The sequence below is a fragment of the Bacteroides sp. MSK.20.82 genome (assembly GCF_019052485.1).
Classification (GTDB): domain Bacteria; phylum Bacteroidota; class Bacteroidia; order Bacteroidales; family Bacteroidaceae; genus Bacteroides; species Bacteroides thetaiotaomicron.
Genome location: NZ_JAHQUN010000012.1, coordinates 118,328 through 134,778 on the forward strand (window position 1 = coordinate 118,328; position 16,451 = coordinate 134,778).

At 43.5% G+C, this 16,451-nt stretch carries 17 protein-coding genes; 7 read left to right on the forward strand and 10 right to left on the reverse strand.

Annotation, left to right across the window (positions count from 1 at the left end):
- Positions 1–9: 9 nt before the first annotated feature.
- Together KTR07_RS13275 and KTR07_RS13280 are read left to right on the forward strand one after the other, a co-directional pair.
- The gene (locus KTR07_RS13275) at positions 10–3,591 is read left to right on the forward strand and encodes a glycoside hydrolase family 2 TIM barrel-domain containing protein (protein ID WP_254306552.1); all 3,582 of its coding nucleotides are present in this window, start codon (positions 10–12) and stop codon (positions 3,589–3,591) included.
- Positions 3,592–3,751: 160 nt separating this feature from the next.
- On the forward strand, positions 3,752–4,750 hold the full coding sequence (locus KTR07_RS13280; protein WP_008763971.1) for a M28 family metallopeptidase: 999 nt from the start codon (positions 3,752–3,754) through the stop codon (positions 4,748–4,750).
- A 23-nt stretch (positions 4,751–4,773) separates the two neighbouring features.
- Here KTR07_RS13280 and KTR07_RS13285 read toward each other — a convergent pair whose 3' ends face one another.
- The 5 genes from KTR07_RS13285 to KTR07_RS13305 form a co-directional block, all read right to left on the reverse strand.
- The gene (locus KTR07_RS13285; RefSeq protein ID WP_008763970.1) at positions 4,774–5,490 is read right to left on the reverse strand and encodes an SDR family NAD(P)-dependent oxidoreductase; all 717 of its coding nucleotides are present in this window, start codon (positions 5,488–5,490) and stop codon (positions 4,774–4,776) included.
- Positions 5,491–5,564: 74 nt separating this feature from the next.
- Complete coding sequence (locus KTR07_RS13290; RefSeq protein WP_008763969.1) at positions 5,565–6,134, reverse strand: Crp/Fnr family transcriptional regulator; 570 nt, start codon at positions 6,132–6,134, stop codon at positions 5,565–5,567.
- Positions 6,135–6,147: 13 nt separating this feature from the next.
- Positions 6,148–7,377, reverse strand: coding sequence for a 3-phosphoshikimate 1-carboxyvinyltransferase (gene aroA / locus KTR07_RS13295; protein ID WP_162303115.1), 1,230 nt, complete (start codon positions 7,375–7,377; stop codon positions 6,148–6,150).
- Between the two features lie 43 nt (positions 7,378–7,420).
- The gene (locus KTR07_RS13300; RefSeq protein ID WP_008763968.1) at positions 7,421–8,011 is read right to left on the reverse strand and encodes a hypothetical protein; all 591 of its coding nucleotides are present in this window, start codon (positions 8,009–8,011) and stop codon (positions 7,421–7,423) included.
- Entirely contained in the window at positions 7,998–8,492 is a 495-nt protein-coding gene (locus KTR07_RS13305) for an RNA polymerase sigma factor (protein WP_008763967.1), read from the reverse strand. The genes KTR07_RS13300 and KTR07_RS13305 overlap by 14 nt, the downstream gene beginning before the upstream one ends.
- 194 nt (positions 8,493–8,686) lie before the next feature.
- On the opposite strand from KTR07_RS13305, the gene KTR07_RS13310 reads away from it, so the two are divergent.
- Positions 8,687–9,742: a winged helix DNA-binding domain-containing protein gene (locus KTR07_RS13310; RefSeq protein WP_008763966.1), complete on the forward strand. Its 1,056-nt coding sequence runs from the start codon at positions 8,687–8,689 to the stop codon at positions 9,740–9,742.
- 404 nt (positions 9,743–10,146) lie between these two features.
- Here KTR07_RS13310 and KTR07_RS13315 read toward each other — a convergent pair whose 3' ends face one another.
- Positions 10,147–10,812: a DUF1349 domain-containing protein gene (locus KTR07_RS13315; RefSeq protein WP_008763965.1), complete on the reverse strand. Its 666-nt coding sequence runs from the start codon at positions 10,810–10,812 to the stop codon at positions 10,147–10,149.
- An 87-nt stretch (positions 10,813–10,899) separates the two neighbouring features.
- Here KTR07_RS13315 and KTR07_RS13320 point away from each other — a divergent pair, with 87 nt between their 5' ends.
- The gene (locus KTR07_RS13320; protein ID WP_008763964.1) at positions 10,900–11,673 is read left to right on the forward strand and encodes a response regulator transcription factor; all 774 of its coding nucleotides are present in this window, start codon (positions 10,900–10,902) and stop codon (positions 11,671–11,673) included.
- Between the two features lie 40 nt (positions 11,674–11,713).
- Here KTR07_RS13320 and KTR07_RS13325 read toward each other — a convergent pair whose 3' ends face one another.
- Positions 11,714–12,409, reverse strand: coding sequence for an HAD family hydrolase (locus KTR07_RS13325; protein WP_008763963.1), 696 nt, complete (start codon positions 12,407–12,409; stop codon positions 11,714–11,716).
- Between the two features lie 126 nt (positions 12,410–12,535).
- Here KTR07_RS13325 and KTR07_RS13330 point away from each other — a divergent pair, with 126 nt between their 5' ends.
- Positions 12,536–13,600: a DUF2027 domain-containing protein gene (locus KTR07_RS13330; RefSeq protein WP_008763962.1), complete on the forward strand. Its 1,065-nt coding sequence runs from the start codon at positions 12,536–12,538 to the stop codon at positions 13,598–13,600.
- A 129-nt stretch (positions 13,601–13,729) separates the two neighbouring features.
- On the opposite strand, the gene KTR07_RS13335 is transcribed toward KTR07_RS13330, so the two are convergent.
- From KTR07_RS13335 to KTR07_RS13345, 3 genes are all read right to left on the reverse strand, one after another.
- Positions 13,730–14,086 (reverse strand): hypothetical protein, encoded by a 357-nt coding sequence (locus tag KTR07_RS13335; protein WP_008763961.1) that lies wholly within the window; start codon positions 14,084–14,086, stop codon positions 13,730–13,732.
- Positions 14,087–14,378: 292 nt separating this feature from the next.
- Positions 14,379–14,987, reverse strand: coding sequence for a lysine exporter LysO family protein (locus tag KTR07_RS13340; RefSeq protein WP_008759728.1), 609 nt, complete (start codon positions 14,985–14,987; stop codon positions 14,379–14,381).
- Positions 14,984–15,271: a LysO family transporter gene (locus tag KTR07_RS13345; RefSeq protein WP_008763960.1), complete on the reverse strand. Its 288-nt coding sequence runs from the start codon at positions 15,269–15,271 to the stop codon at positions 14,984–14,986. Before KTR07_RS13345 ends, KTR07_RS13340 begins: the two co-directional genes overlap by 4 nt.
- A 194-nt stretch (positions 15,272–15,465) precedes the next feature.
- Between KTR07_RS13345 and KTR07_RS13350 the strand changes: the two genes are divergently transcribed.
- Positions 15,466–15,771 carry a hypothetical protein gene (locus KTR07_RS13350; RefSeq protein WP_008763959.1) on the forward strand — a complete coding sequence of 102 codons (306 nt, stop codon included), beginning with the start codon at positions 15,466–15,468 and terminating at the stop codon, positions 15,769–15,771.
- Positions 15,750–16,427, forward strand: a complete 678-nt coding sequence (locus KTR07_RS13355; RefSeq protein ID WP_008763958.1) for an ATP-binding cassette domain-containing protein — start codon at positions 15,750–15,752, stop codon at positions 16,425–16,427. The genes KTR07_RS13350 and KTR07_RS13355 overlap by 22 nt, the downstream gene beginning before the upstream one ends.
- Positions 16,428–16,451: the final 24 nt, after the last annotated feature.

The following is a 16,451-nucleotide window of genomic DNA, read 5'->3' on the forward strand; positions in this document are numbered from 1 at the left end:
TACTAAATGATGCAACGATTAAAAATCTTGGGAAGTGCATTGATTGCACTGTCGTTTTCCGCCTCTGCGGTTGTGGCGCAGCAGTTTGATCCGAAGCAAGGATATGAAATCCATACGGTCAACGGATTAGTGCTAGACAATCAGGAGAGTCTGGATACGAATACGAAAATATTTATCAGTAAGCGGGAGGCAGACAAAGAATCGCAGGTCTGGAACCTGATTCCATGCGAACAAGAGGGATGCTATACGATAACCAGTCCCTTGACTCAAATGAATGTAGATAATAGTGGTAAAGGAAAAGTAGAATGTTCCGTGATTCAATGGTCGGCAGACCCTAAAAATCCGAACCAGCAATGGAAAATAACGGCTTTGCCGAATGGGAATTACGTATTAACCAATGTCGGGACTGGCTATAACTTAGGATTTCCTGATGCCGGACTGGTCGGAGAGCCTGTCTTTCAGTTAGAACCGGAAGCTTCGAAAAGTAACCAGCAGTGGCAGATACGGAAATCGAACCTGAAAGTAGTGGCGGAAGCCTTGAAAACAACGAGTCATAATGACTGGGAAAATGAACGTATCTATGCAATCAATAAAGAAGAAGGCAGGGCTACATTTATTCCTTTCGTCAATTCGGAAGAGATGAAGGCGGATCCCGCTTATACCCGTCCTTGGGAGCGTACCCGCTCTTCCCGTTATCTGCTGTTGAATGGAAACTGGAAGTTTAACTGGGTGAAACAACCTTCGGAACGTCCGGTGGATTTCTATAAAACGAGTTATGATGTCTCTGGCTGGAAAGAGATTCCTGTTCCCTCCAACTGGGAGATGCACGGATATGGTACACCTATTTATACCAATATTACTTATCCCATCCGTAACAATCCTCCTTTTATACAGGGGCAGCGTGGATATGCTGTAGAGAAAGAGCCGAATGCGGTAGGATCTTATCGCCGTGAATTTGCTCTTCCTGCCGACTGGAAAGACAAAGAAGTCTTTATCCATTTCGATGGAATTTATAGTGCAGCTTATGTATGGATCAACGGTAAGAAAGTCGGTTATTCGCAAGGGTCCAGTAATGATGCAGAATTTCGTATCACTCCTTACGTCAAAGCGGGTAATAATACGGTTGCCGTAGAAGTTTACCGCTGGTGTGACGGCAGTTTCCTTGAAGATCAGGATATGTTCCGTTTAAGTGGTATTCATCGGGATGTTTATTTGGTAGCCAGTCCGAAAGTTCGTCTACGTGACATTCACCTGACTTCTCAGATCAGCGACCGTCTGGATAAAGCGGAACTGAAAGTGAAAACGGATGTGCATAATTACGGAAAGAAAGTACAGGAAGCTACCGTACGTGTCTCTTTGCTGAATACGGAAGGAAAGCCTGTGAGTTCGTTTATCATACCTACCGGTAAGATAACTGGTGGACAGGAAAACGTCTGTGAAGGTACGACTACGATTCGCGACCCTCGGTTATGGAGTGCTGAGACTCCTTCTCTGTATACCGTCCAACTGGAACTGCTTGATGCCGCAGGCAATGTGCTTGAAGCGACGAGCCAGCAATATGGTTTCCGTAAGATAGAGATCCGGAATAATAAGGTGTATATCAACTATGCATTGATCCTTTTTAAAGGAGCCAACCGGCATGACATACATCCGCAGTTTGGAAAAGCTGTTCCGGTGGAAAGCATGATAGAGGACATTCTTCTCTTTAAGCGTTTCAATCTCAACACGATTCGTACCAGTCATTATCCGAACGATCCGAAGATGTATTCGCTGTATGATTATTATGGCTTGTACGTCATGGATGAGGCCGATATTGAGTGTCACGGCAATATGTCGCTGTCAAACCGTGAAAGTTGGGAAGGAGCTTACGTCGACCGGATGGTGCGTATGGTGGAACGGGATAAGAATCATCCTTCGGTCATTTTCTGGTCAATGGGCAATGAGTCCGGTGGTGGTCGTAACTTTGAGGCTACCTATCAGGCAGCCAAAGCGATAGACGACCGTTATATCCATTATGAAGGAATGAACGATGTGGCCGATATGGATTCCCGTATGTATCCTTCGATTGAAAGTATGATCGAACAGGACGAGCAACCCCGTAACAAGCCTTATTTCCTTTGTGAATATGCTCATGCGATGGGCAACGCCATCGGTAATCTGGAAGAATACTGGGATTATATCGAGCATCATTCGAAACGTATGATCGGAGGATGCATCTGGGATTGGGTGGATCAGGGCATTAATATGCCCGGACAGCCTGCCGATCATTATTATTTTGGAGGCAGCTTCGGTGATCGCCCTAACGACAATGATTTCTGTTGTAACGGGATTGTGACGGCTGATCGTCAAGTTACTCCTAAGTTGTGGGAAGTGAAGAAAGTCTACCAATATATCACATTGGAACCGAATGCTGAAAACAGTATCGGCGTTCGTAACCGCTATGCTTTCCTGAATCTGCATGATTTTAATCTGCGCTATGTGATTTTGAAAGATGGTGTGCCGATAGCGGAAGAAGAGTTCAGCCTACCCGATGGTAAGCCTGGAGAGCATCGTGCGGTGCAGATACCTTATTCCCGCTATTTAACTTCAGAAGGTGAATATTATTTGAACCTTGAAATAAAACTAAAGAAGGATTGCGTATGGGCAAAAGCCGGACATATCGTAGCTACGGAACAACTTTTGCTTCAAAAATCCCCGAATACCGGGCTACAGCCGGTAGCAGTTTCCGCCTCATCTAAAGAATCTCTGTTTAAGGTGGTGGAAGAGGAGAAGCGTTATTTGTTCTTCCGCCGTCCCGGTGTAGAAATCACCTTTGATAAGAAAGAAGGCAAGTTGACCGGTATCCGTTATAATGGCGATAATATGCTTCATCTGCGTGAAGGATGGTCGCTGAATACGTTCCGTTTTATCAATAACGATGTGCGTAAATGGCAGGATACCCAAACGGAGGTAATCAGTTTCGACTGGAAATGGTCGGAAGATAATCAGTCGGCAATTGTAACGATTCAGTTGCAGGAAACCGTCGGAGATGTGAAAGTGCCTTATACATTGATTTACCGTTTGTATGGTAATGGTGAAATAGATGTGGATGCTTCTTTTACAACGAATGATGACTTTAATCTTCCCCGTCTGTCGTTACAGGCCTTCTTTAATCCTTCGTTGGAGCAGTTGGAATGGTATGGTCGCGGTCCGATAGAAAATTATCGGGATCGGAAGAATGCGGCTTATGTCGGCAAATACCAGTCTGCTGTCAATGATATGAAAGAGAGTTATGCCCGTTCTCAGACGATGGGTGGGCGTTGTGATACCCGCTGGCTGACTTTGACCAATAAAGCAGGTAAAGGAATCAAGATTACTGCTGCCGATACATTTGATTTCAGTGCTTTGCACTATACGGATAAGGACTTGTTTGAAATCAAGTACGGTCATGCCTTGCCTGATATTTATCGTGCGGAGGTGGTGCTGAATCTGGATTGCATACAGCGTGGTCTGGGTAATGCCAGTTGCGGACCGGGTCCCCGTCCCGCTTATGAAATTCAGAAGAATACAGTTTATAAATATGCTTTCCGCATGTCTCCTTTTTCAAAATAAGGAAAGATTGACAGGATAACAAGGTCTTAATAGTTTGTAGAAAGAGTGAGCAGCCAAATCTTATAAAAGATGGCAACTGCTTACTCTTTTTTTGTATTTAAGGATAGATTCTGTGTTCTTTTCGTACTTTTGTAACATGGACTCTAAATTATATACCACGATGAAACAAAGAATTATATTATTCGGATTAATACTTGTAGGAACAGTAACTTTTGCACAGTCTCCCGAAGAAAAGGGCTTGAACACGATCAACCGTTCTTCTGCCGAAGCAACAATCGGTTTCCTTGCAAGTGATGAATTACAGGGACGTGAAGCCGGATTCCACGGTTCGTATGTCTCCTCTGAGTATATAGCATCTATCTTACAATGGATGGGAATCCAACCTCTGAACGAAAGCTACTTCCAGCCTTTTGATGCTTACCGCAAAGAGCGTCAGAAGAAAGGACGTCTGGAAGTTCATCCGGACTCTGTAGCGAAGCTGAAACAGGAAGTTCATCAAAAACTATCTATGAGGAACGTACTGGCTATGATTCCCGGTAAGAATACGAAGGAATATGTCATCGTAGGCGCTCACTTTGACCATTTGGGGATAGACCCGGCACTTGACGGAGATCAGATTTATAACGGCGCGGATGACAATGCTTCCGGTGTCTCGGCTGTATTGCAGATTGCCCGGGCATTTCTTGCAAGCGGACAACAACCGGAGCGAAATGTAATCTTTGCCTTTTGGGACGGAGAAGAAAAGGGATTGCTCGGTTCTAAATATTTTGTACAGACTTGCCCTTTTGTTTCGCAGATCAAGGGATATCTCAACTTTGATATGATAGGTCGCAACAATAAACCGGAACAACCGAAACATGTCGTCTATTTCTATACAGCTGCTCATCCCTCTTTTGGAGACTGGCTGAAAAAGGATATTAAGAAGTATGGTTTACAGTTGGAACCGGACTATCGTGCCTGGGACAATCCGGTAGGGGGCAGTGACAATGGAACGTTTGCCAAAGCAGGTATTCCTATTATCTGGTATCATACGGACGGACATCCCGATTATCACCAGCCATCCGATCATGCTGACCGGTTAAACTGGGATAAGATAGTGGAAATCACCAAGGCTTCTTTTCTTAATATGTGGAAGATGGCCAATGAAGCTTCATGGTAACTCAGCCTCACTGAAAGGCTGTTTTACATCTTGCAATAAAGGGCGGAAGGAATCAGTTTGAATAACCATGCCACATATTTCCATCTTTTGGAGATAAAGGCGACTTTTTTCCTGTCTGATATAGCCTTTTTGATTTGTTTTACGGCTTTATCGACAGGAGTAACCCAAAACAATCCTTCTCCTTTCGCCATCGCTGTATCTATAAATCCCGGACGGATGTCAGTGGTGTAGACAGCAAAGGGTAGCTTTGCCGCCTTTTGCCGAAGTCCCTCCATGTAATTGATTTGATAGGCTTTTGAAGCATTATAAGCTGGTGCTACACCGCTGCCGCGTGTTCCGCCTACTGAGGAAATGTTAATCAGATGCCCGCCTTTCTGCTGTTCAAAGTACCGGAACCCCCAGCCGGCGATATTGGTAAATCCCACTACGTTGGTCAATAAGGTCGGTTCTTCGAGCTGATAGGAGAGCTGCGGATTCAGTTCCCCCGTTCCGGCACAGATAATCAGCATATCCATGCCTCCCATTTCTTGTACAAGCGTTTCCAGTGATAAAAGGGGCGTTTCTGTGTGAGTGATGTCACATACCTGATAGAATAGTTTATCTTTATCTTGTGCGCAAATCTCTTTTAATAGATTCTCACGGCGACCGGTGATACCGATAAGGCAGTCTTCACGGGCATACTGTTCTGCCAATCCACGACCGATGCCGGAGGTTGCGCCTACAATTATTATTTTCTTCATGAATTAAAATAGACTATGTTTGCCTGCAAAGGTAGGGGAGGAGTCTGAATAAAATCTTGATTGAAATCAAGAATTTACTTCCGAACTACTTTTCTCCGGATGCGGCTCAATGTTTCCGGACGAATCAGGAGATAGGAGGCAAGTTCTTTTAAAGTAATCAGTTTCAGCAGGTCAGGACAGCGGTTGATAATATCCAGATAACGTTCTTCCGGTGTCAGACTGTACATGGAGATCATCCGATCATATATTTCCCACAGAAGAGTTTCCGCAATCCGGCGTCCCAGTTTTTGGTGGTCGTTGTTAATGTCGTAGAAATCTGCCAGTTGGGAATGGTTGATCACATACACCGTACAGTCGCATAACGCTTGAATATCTACATTTGATTGGTCCTGCAACTGGAAAGCCGGATAATTCCCGACAAAAGAATGGTCGAATGTATATCCGACAATGCTGCTTTCGCCCAGACTGTTGACGCAACAATAGCGGAAAGAGCCGGAAACAACAAATCCCATGATCTTACAGGCTTCTCCTTGCCGTACAAAGTACTCTCCTTTTTTATAAGAAGTCTCTTTTCCCTGCTGTAATGTAAAATCTACAATAGGGGAATAGTTGATATGGGAAGTATATTTATTGAAATCTTCCACAGTACGACAATGATTAACCTTCGTTTATCACTTGGAATCCGGCAAGTTTCAAATCCTCCCAATAACCGGGATACGATTTGGAAACAACTTGCGGGTCAGCAATCAGCAGCTTAGGGAAGGTGATTACTGCCGGTGCGAATGCCATCGCCATCCGGTGGTCTTCGTAGGTCGCAATCACAGGAACCGCTTCCGGTTCGCAACGTTCGCCGTTCCACATCAATACGCTGTCATTTTCTTCTTCGATGAGGTATCCCAGCTTTTTAAGTTCGGTTCTCAATGCGGCGATGCGGTCTGTTTCCTTTATTTTCAGACTCTGCAAGCCTGTGAAACGGAAAGGGATATTTAATAAAGCGCAAGTTACAACGAACGTTTGTGCCAGGTCCGGAATGTCAACGAAGTCTTCTTCCAGTCGTTCCGGTGTCTTGCCTGTTTTTTTGATCTTTACGCCTTTGGGAGTGAACTCCGTCGTGATCCCCAGACGGGAGAAAACTTCCGCTCCCCGACTGTCTCCCTGATAACTGTTGCGGAATAATCCCAACAGTTCAATCTCTGCTTCCGGAGACAAAGCGGCAATCTGATACCAGTAAGAAGCAGCGCTCCAGTCGCTTTCTACGGTGAAGGGGACACTCTGATACGGTTGCGGAGCTACGGAGATGCTGCTGGGTGAAGTCCATGCCGCTTTTGCTCCGAAGTCCTGCATTAATTGCAGTGTCAGATTGATATAAGGACGGGAAATGATTTCTCCTGTCAAGTGCAGTGTCAGTCCGTCTTTGAGCACAGGACCTATCATCAGCAGGGCGGATATATACTGTGAACTGACGTTTCCCTTCAGCGTGATTTCATTTCCTTTCAGCTCTGCGCCCTTGATGCGAAGAGGCGGATATCCTTCGTTATGGGTGTACTCTATTTCAGCTCCCAACTCGCGAAGGGCGTTGACCAGAATCTGTATCGGGCGTTGCTGCATACGGGCGGTGCCTGTGATAATCCGTTCTCCCGAAGTGGCACTCAGATAAGCGGTCAGGAAACGCATGGCGGTTCCGGCTGCCATGATGTCTATAGTCTCTTTACCTTCGGTCAGGGCTTTTATCATGACTTGGGTATCATCGCAATCGGACAGGTTTTCCGGCGGATAAATGCCTTTACCCAGCGCATTGATGATGAGTGCACGGTTGCTGATACTTTTGGAAGCTGGCAACTGGATTGTTGCCTTTACCATGGAAGGGGAAATAAGTTTATAGAGCATCATTCTAAGTATATTCTTTGTTATGGAGTACAAAAGTAGAGATTTATTCGGAGACTTCCAACAGCTTCTGACTCTTATCGAGAGAGTTGAAATAATATCTGTACCGATGTTTCTGCTGATACCTCATGAGCCATGGAATGGCAAGAAGGATGCCCGTAAAGAGCATCAGAATGAATGTAAGCCCTTTTAATCCTTCGTAATCATTGAAATATTGAATCACGAACCTGACGGCTGTTCCGTAAAAGAATATCAGATATATGATGAAATCAATATTGATTCTTCGTTCCAGCTGTTTTTTGAGCATTGCTCCGGATTCTTTCAGTGAATATGTGTCTGCTGACCTTGTGAGGAGCTGATAATGTCCAATGGCCGAAACCAGCAGAAACAGCAGAAAGGCACTTCCGGCCCATAGGGAGATCGAGGCGCTTCCCATGATGATCGTATCCCAGATACTGGCAGCTACGGAGAATGCCAGCAGGATGGCAAATAAAGAGATCAACGTTTTCTGACGACGTAAGGTTTGGGAAATGGTACGACAATGCTTCTTGCGTATCACTTCTTTTATATTCATTGGCTTTATTTCTGTGCCGGTATGTATTTCTTTCCAGCATTCTTTCAAATTATTGTCTTCCATTGTTTAATTGTTTAATGAGTTGTTTCTTGATTCTATTAATTTTTACTCCGACATTACTCTCGGAAATGCCGATAACGGCGGCAATCTCTTTGTATTCATAGCTTTCAAGATAAAGAATGATAATCGCTTTTTCTATTTCGGACAACCGGTTGATGGCTTGATATAGCTGCTCTTTTTTATCCGTTGCGGTGTTCTCTTCTGGATGGCTGTCATGTATGGCATATTCCTGTGTCGATAACTCTTTGTAAACGGGCTGCACAGATTCTTTCCGCACAAGATCGATGGCAGTGTTCAGCGTGACTCTGTAGAGCCATGTCGAAACGGTGCTCTCCTGCTTGAATTTGGGGTATGCTTTCCACAGCCGGATTAATATCTCTTGATAATAATCCTCACGGAACGGATGCTGGTAGAAATAGATATTGCATATTTTCTGCAATATCCCTTGATACTGATTGATTAGTTCGATAAATTCTTCTTCCACTTCATTTAAATTTTAATGTATTTTGGAGAGTTAGTCGTATGACGGGGGATTATTCTTACAAAAGAAGAAATAGAAAATGATATTTAATTCCTGTCCGGCGGATAAAAAAAGTTCTTTCTGCTTATCAATTAATCATTTATAATGATTTGTTAGCGAAAAGATTTTATATTTGTGGCAAATAAAATAACTAATTTATGAATATACCGAATATCCGTTTACTGAATCAGCAGTTATTAAATCCACTTTTCCGTGAACCTAAAGAGTTGGTGTCTTGGATGGGAGCCATGCAGGCACAGAACTATTCCATGGTGAAGTGGGCAGTAGGGATGCGTCTGAAATCGGCTACAATTCAAACAGTAGAGAAGGCGTTGCGTGAGGGAGAAATTCTGAGGACTCATGTGATGCGTCCTACGTGGCATCTGGTGGCGGCAGAGGATATCCGCTGGATGCTGAAACTTTCCGCGCAACGTATTATTTCGGCAAATGATTCTTTTGCGAAAGGATATGATCTGGACATCCCGAATGAACTCTATACGAAAGCGCATGACCTGTTGGAGAAGATTCTTTGTGGAAAGAAAAGTCTGACAAAACAAGAGATTGCCGAACACTTTAACCGTTCGGGGATTGTGGCGGACAATCGCCGTATGACTCGCTTTATGGCACGTGCGGAGCAGGAAGGCATCATTTGTAGTGGCGAGGACAGAGGAAGCAAATGCACGTACGCACTTTTGGAAGAACGGGTTCCGCCGATGCCCGAACTGACGAAAGACGAGTCTTTGGCGCGCTTGGCACGGAGTTATTTCCGTAGCCATTCTCCGGCAGTTTTGCAGGATTTCATTTGGTGGTCAGGGCTGTCGGTTTCGGATGCAAAACAGGCTGTTTATCTGATTGCTTCGGAACTGATAACCGAACAATGGAAGGAACAGACATGGTATATTCATGACATCTGCCGGACTCGTGGCAAACTGTCGGGGCATATACATCTTTTGCCTTCTTATGATGAATATCTGCTGGGATATAAAGACCGGACGGATGTTCTGCCCCTTGAACATTATTCCAAAGCGTTTACTAATAACGGATTGTTCTTTCCGATTGTCCTTCATAACGGGCAGGTCATAGGAAACTGGGATAAATCGGTGAAGAAGAAAAGTGTGGACCTGAAGTATTCATGGTTCAGGCAGGTGGCCGATATGAATGAAGAAACGTTGGAACGGGAGCGGCAGAAATTTACCCGTTTTTTGGAAAAATAGCTCTATGGGACATCGGTAAAGTGGGAGTGTTTAGTGGAAAGTTCCGTTAGGATACGGAACTGGGTTCTGTTACTATCCATTAGCCGACGATAGTTACTCATTAATCACATAAATAGCGATTTTTTTTTCGTTGCACCTAGGTGAGACGAAAGAGTCACCTAGGTGCTTCAGTTGTTTAACCAAGGTGAGACAATTGTTGTACCTAGGTGCAACGGAAGAAAATAGCCAAGAATGACGATCATTTTGGCTGATGGAATACTTGTTTAGCCATACATCTCCCTAAAGGGTAATTGTTCTGAGTGAATCGCTATTGATTGGCTCAACAAGACCGTCCGTGAAGTGTGATTGTGTACCATCATTTTGCTCCGCCATCTAAGGGAGCTTGTTGGAAGAACTGTCTTTCTTTATTTGTCGGCTTGTTTTTTAGCCCATTCCAGTCTCCGCTGATCTGCCAAAGGAGTTACCTTAAATTCTTCGAATGTGGCCGTGAATCCCTTTCCGTCCGGGCAGGCTCCCATTAATCCGACCATAACCGGACAATTATCCTGCAACCAGCAAGTACGTATCATCGTATATTCCTTATCATCGCGGGAGAAGAAAATCTCCACTGCATCCAGTCGGCGGACCGCTTTAATCCATAAAGAACGAGGAGCATCCGGCAGTTGCACTACACTCCAGTCGCTGGTGCGGTGGGTGACTACGGCACTTACATTCTGTTTGCCGTCTACGTACTCTACCCCTGCCTTTATCCAGTTCTCATGATCGATGCGCAACATCAATCCCATTTGGTCGAAAGTAGTCACATAGTTTCCGGTAATCTTTACTTTCACTTCGAACTCTCCGCCATAAGTAGCATAGTAGAAAGGTCCGTCGTCTACCGTAAATCCGTAGTGGGAAATCCGCCAGAAATCGGTTTTCGCCGGAACGTCCATCACTAAAGCCTTGCCTTCTTTTATTTCCCATTGCTGAGGCTCATTCAGCCAGTTCATTTTGTCCAAACTTTGTGCCATAGAAGAAGTTGCTGCCGCCAATAACGCGATTGACATGATTTTGATTTTTAAATGTTTCATGTTCTTTTCTTATTTATTTATCTTTGTGGTGCAAAGATAGGTCATGCCTGTCCTTGCGACAATACTGAATAATAACCATTTTATACGATGGACGTACTACAAAAGGAAATAGATGAAGTCTATGCTACGCATCCGACAGCGCACGAAGCACTGGATAATGGAATAGTGGAACAACACCAGCAGTTTGTCCGCTCATTGACGGAAGTTAATGGAGGGTGTGCTGTCATTTCCGATCTTTCGAACCGGAAAAGTTACGTTACTGTCCATCCGTGGGCGAATTTCCTGGGACTTACTCCCGAAGAGGCGGCTTTAAGCGTAATTGATTCGATGGACGAAGATTGTATCTACCGGCGCATTCATCCGGAAGATTTGGTAGAAAAGCGTTTGATGGAATACAAGTTTTTCCAGAAGACTTTTTCCATGTCTCCCGGCGAACGGCTGAAATATCGGGGCAGATGCAGACTGCGTATGATGAATGAAAAAGGCGTTTATCAATACATTGACAACCTTGTGCAAATCATGCAGAACACCCCTGCCGGCAATGTTTGGCTGATCTTCTGCCTTTATTCCTTATCTGCCGACCAACGGCCGGAACAAGGCATTTATGCTACGATAACCCAGATGGAACGTGGGGAAGTAGAAACATTATCCCTTTCGGAAGAGCACCGCAATATCCTTTCAGAACGCGAAAAGGAAATACTGCGCTGCATACGGAAAGGGCTGTCGAGTAAAGAAATAGCAGCGACTCTTTATATCAGTGTGAATACGGTCAACCGCCACCGACAGAATATTTTGGAAAAACTTTCTGTCGGCAACTCGATAGAAGCCTGTCGGGCAGCGGAGCTGATGAAATTGCTGTAATATTCCTTGAATTTATCCGGGATTTATCCAGATAGAGTATTTATCCAAGTAAAGATAGCAGATCATCGAGTCTTTTCACCTGTTTCAAGCGTTCGTGTGCGAACGTTTCCGTTACTTCATGCTTCCACATGACTTCAAAAGGAATATGTACTCCGTATCCACCTAAAGATAAGACCGGCTGAATATCCGATTTAAAAGAATTGCCGACCATCAAAAGTTCGGAAGGAGCTATTTGCAGAATACTCAATAGCCGGAGATATTCTTTTTCCGTCTTGTCGGACATCACCTCGATATGGTCAAAGTAAGGAGATAATCCCGAACGTTCCAGCTTATTCTCCTGGTCCAGCAAATCTCCCTTTGTAGCTACTACCAACTTGTATTTTCCCGTTTCTTTCAGCGTTTTCAGCGTTTCCTTGACTCCCGGAAGTAATTCGATAGGCATTTTCAACAAGGATTTCCCTAAATCGACAATTTGCCGAATAATGTCGGCTGCAATCTTTCCGTTGCTGATCTGTAATGCTGTTTCGACCATTGAAATGGTAAACGCCTTGGCGCCATATCCCAAAATTTGCAGATTATTCATTTCTGTTTGGAATAAGGCGGCTGAGATTTCTTTGGAGGTGCCATACGGTTTCAGCAAATCCGTATACTGTTTTTCCACTTCCTGAAAAAAAGGTTCGTTACTCCACAGCGTGTCGTCTGCATCAAAAGCTATGACTTTAATAAGTTCTTTCATCGGTCTTGTCGTTAATGGGGGACGAGAATCGTTCCGTTATATTTTGCGGCAAAGTTACTGTATTTTCATATAAATCCCTATCTTTGTTACCCGTTTTAAGTTTGAATTTTAATAGGAGATACAATAATGAAAATAGGAGATAAGGTGCGTTTCCTCAGTGAGGTAGGCGGTGGAATCGTAACAGGATTCAAAGGAAAAGACTTTGTACTGGTGGAAGATGCGGATGGTTTTGATATCCCGATGCCGATACGTGAATGTGTCGTGATTGAGGCGGATGATTACAATATAAAACGCAAGCCTGCCGCGACAGCTCCGAAGCAGGAGGAACCCGCGAAGCCGGCCAAACCGGAAATGCCGGTTATACAGCGCCAGCCGGAAGTGCGTGGCGGTGATACGTTGAATGTGTTTTTGGCTTATGTGCCCGAAGATGCCAAAGCGATGATGACTACTCCTTTCGAGGCATATTTGGTGAATGACAGCAATTACTATCTGTATTATACTTATCTGAGTGCGGAAGGAAAGGCTTGGAACAACCGTTCACATGGACTGGTAGAGCCGAATACCAAACTGTTACTGGAAGAATTCACCAAGGATGTATTGAATGAAATGGAACGGGTAGCTGTCCAGCTGATCGCTTTCAAGGATGGAAAGCCTGCTGCCATCAAACCTGCTGTCAGCGTAGAGCTGAGGATTGATACGGTGAAATTCTATAAACTGCATACATTCAGTGCTTCCGATTTCTTCGAAGAACCTGCTCTGATTTATGATATTGTGAAAGATGACGTGCCTGCCAAGCAGGTATATGTGTCGGCGGAAGAGATTCAGTCAGCTTTGTTGCAGAAAAAGTTTGTGGATAAACCCAAGTCGCAGCCTATTATGAAGCCCAACCACGGTCAGAGCGGAAAAAATGGGATTATTGAAGTAGACCTTCATATTGATTCTCTGCTTGATGATACGCACGGAATGAGTAACAGCGAAATTCTGAACTACCAACTGGACAAATTCCGTGAAGTAATAGAGGCGAATAAAGAGAAGCGTGAGCAGAAAGTTGTGTTTATTCACGGAAAAGGAGACGGAGTGCTTCGGAAAGCCATTATTGATGAATTGAAACGGAAACACAGCAATTACCGTTATCAGGATGCCTCTTTTCAGGAATATGGTTTCGGGGCTACCATGGTGACTATCAAATGATTCCGGTGTACTTGTAAATGATGCTGAAAATGTATTTGCCGGAATAAAGTCCGGCAGGTGGGATGAGATAAAAAGAAGGGTGGAGAACTTGACCGGTCTCCACCCTTTCTCTTGCTATATGATTCAATTTTACTTACTTAGGTCGATGCCTTTATTCAGTAAAGTAAGGTTCATCAAAGCGGCATATTTAGCATATTGTTCAGCGCTGAGCGTCTTTCTCATAAGTTTCAAGTTGCCGTATACAGCGTTGCGCAATTTTGCTTCTTTATCTTTCTTGGCTGTAGTGGCTCTTGACATCTGTTCTGAGAAATAATCGCAGATGTTTGCTACTTCTTCGCTCTGAACAGAGTTTAACTGCAAATATTTACCTAATTTATTTACGTTGATGTTACCTTCCCATTTTGCAGTTGTAGGTTGGTTTCCTGCTGCAAAAGTCGAAGCAGCGAGGCAGAGTGCTGCCACTAATGTTAATCCTAAACGTTTCATAATACCTACTTTTTAATTGTTATACCTAAAAACTATTCCTAAAAAACAAATCTAATACCTATTGAAAACTGATCTAATCGCTTAGTTTTTTCTTTTTACCTATGCAAATATAGCGATATGTTTTATAGCATAAAAATAAAGAAAAGGAAAAGATTTTGTTTCGGTTGATTTCTTGATGTAAATCAAGAAATCAACTGCTTTTTGATACAAAAAGACCTTATTCTGAAACATTTTTGCAATACGTGTGCGGAAACGAAAATGTAATATAACTGAATTTTAAGGAATATTGCTGTTAAAATGATATTGAGCAAAGGAAGGTGACGAGAAATGGAACACTGAAATCAACTACAAAACCATGAAAGATAGAAATGATTACGAATTCTTTTCCGGAACATCGGGTGATGATGGGAAGAGTAGTGTCCATTGTGGTAGCTCCTCCTACAGAAATAGGGGCCAGCTTGCCGAAATACTTCACGAGTAACGGGGCTCCCAGCAATGCTATGATTTCACGCATGATGTTGGATAACAATGCGATTGTTCCCAATTCCGGACCTTTATATTCGGTGATGAATATACTCGAAAGGGAATAGTAGCCGAATCCGGCTCCCACTGCCATACAGTCTGAAGAGGTTCTTTGGCTCATGAAAATGCCTGCTACGGCGCATCCTGCCAATGTCCCCAGTATCGTCATGACGGGGAGAAACATCAGGCGGGGATTCAGAGAACGGAAACTTTTCAGTGTGTTGGGATCATTACCGATACTGATACCTACGCAGAACATCAGTCCGCAAAGGGCGTAATAGCTTAGTTTGCTATCCGTAAAATCGTAAGGAATCAGATGATAAAACCCGCAAAGGGTACCGAGAATGAAAAATGAGACGATGATCAGACTTCCTTTCATACTTCCGTCTCCTTTCCTTTATTCCTTATATATAATAGGTACCAGAGTCCCCATGCGCAAAGTATACTGCCGGTCACTGCCGCCAGTGTGATAATGAGTGCTTCGAGTCCCAATGTATGCAGTCCTTTGATGATAGCCTCGTTTCCTCCTACATCAATCCCGAGGAGGAAGAGCAGGACCCATATCAGCAGGGTGATTATTTTATGTATCCAAGATAGTCTTTTATTACGTAACAGGAAGCCAAAAAGCATTCCTGTCAGCATAATTCCGATGATGATAAACATAGTAAGTGCCTGTTTTTGGCTGCAAAGATAATTGAAATAGATCGTTGTTCCTAATTAAAGTCGGTGGAGACGTTCGTAAAATGAAAGGAAACTTTCAGCGAATTTGGAATAAAAACAGAAATTGAAGCCTGGTTTTTAGTAAGATGTCTAATTTAAATTCATATATTTATAGCCGTCAAATTAATGTAAGATATATGCGGAGACTAAAACTATATTATTTGTTTTTCCACAGTACGTTGAAAATAAACGTTCCGCTGTCTATATTAGGTGCACTTATTGTATCAAAAGCTGACTGGAGCTTGTTTTGGGAAGCTTTTCCTTATCTATTGGGTGGCTGGGGAATTGTTGCCAGTTTGCTTTATAAGGAGTTTCTTGAAAAGGAAGCCTACTTTTTCTATTATAATTCCGGAATTCTGAAACGGAACTTGATTGTCTTTGTGTTTGCTGTATATTGGTCTGTACTTTGGATTGTAAAATTATGCATCACTTGCTTGAAATAGATAGTATTATTAAGAATTTCGGTACCAGGCAACTGCTGACTGATGTTTACCTGAAAATAAATACAGGTGATGTTATTGGATTGTTCGGCAGGAACGGTACAGGAAAATCCGTGTTGATGCAAATAATCTTCGGAACAATGAAAGCAGACCGGAAATTTATCCGGTTGGATGAATGTAAGGTCCTTTCGGCTCCTTACCAACATGCAAGGACAATAGCCTTCCTGCCGCAACAAGGCTACTTGCCCAAGCATGAAAAGATAAATAAATTGGTAGACTGTTACCTGGATGCTAATGTCGTTCCCTATTTTTATGAGGATGATGAAGTTGCCCAGTCGTGTATGGAACGGCGTGTCTCCCAACTTTCCGGAGGTGAACGGAGATATTTGGAAGCTAAGTTGCTTTTGCTGGGCAATGCTAAATTTGTCCTGTTGGATGAGCCTTTCGATTATTTATCCTTTCATTTGGTAGATAAACTGATCGGGTTAATAAAAAAACATTCGGAAGAGAAAGGGATAGTGATTGCTGATCATAATTACGAAAAAGTCTTAGAGGTTGTCAATCGACTTGTCTTGATTCGGGAGGGAGTATTGATGGAACTAACTGATAAGCGGGGATTGGTGGAGCAGGGGTATCTTTTAGATGAAAGTTACTTATGAATCCTGCTCCTATATTTATTTTTG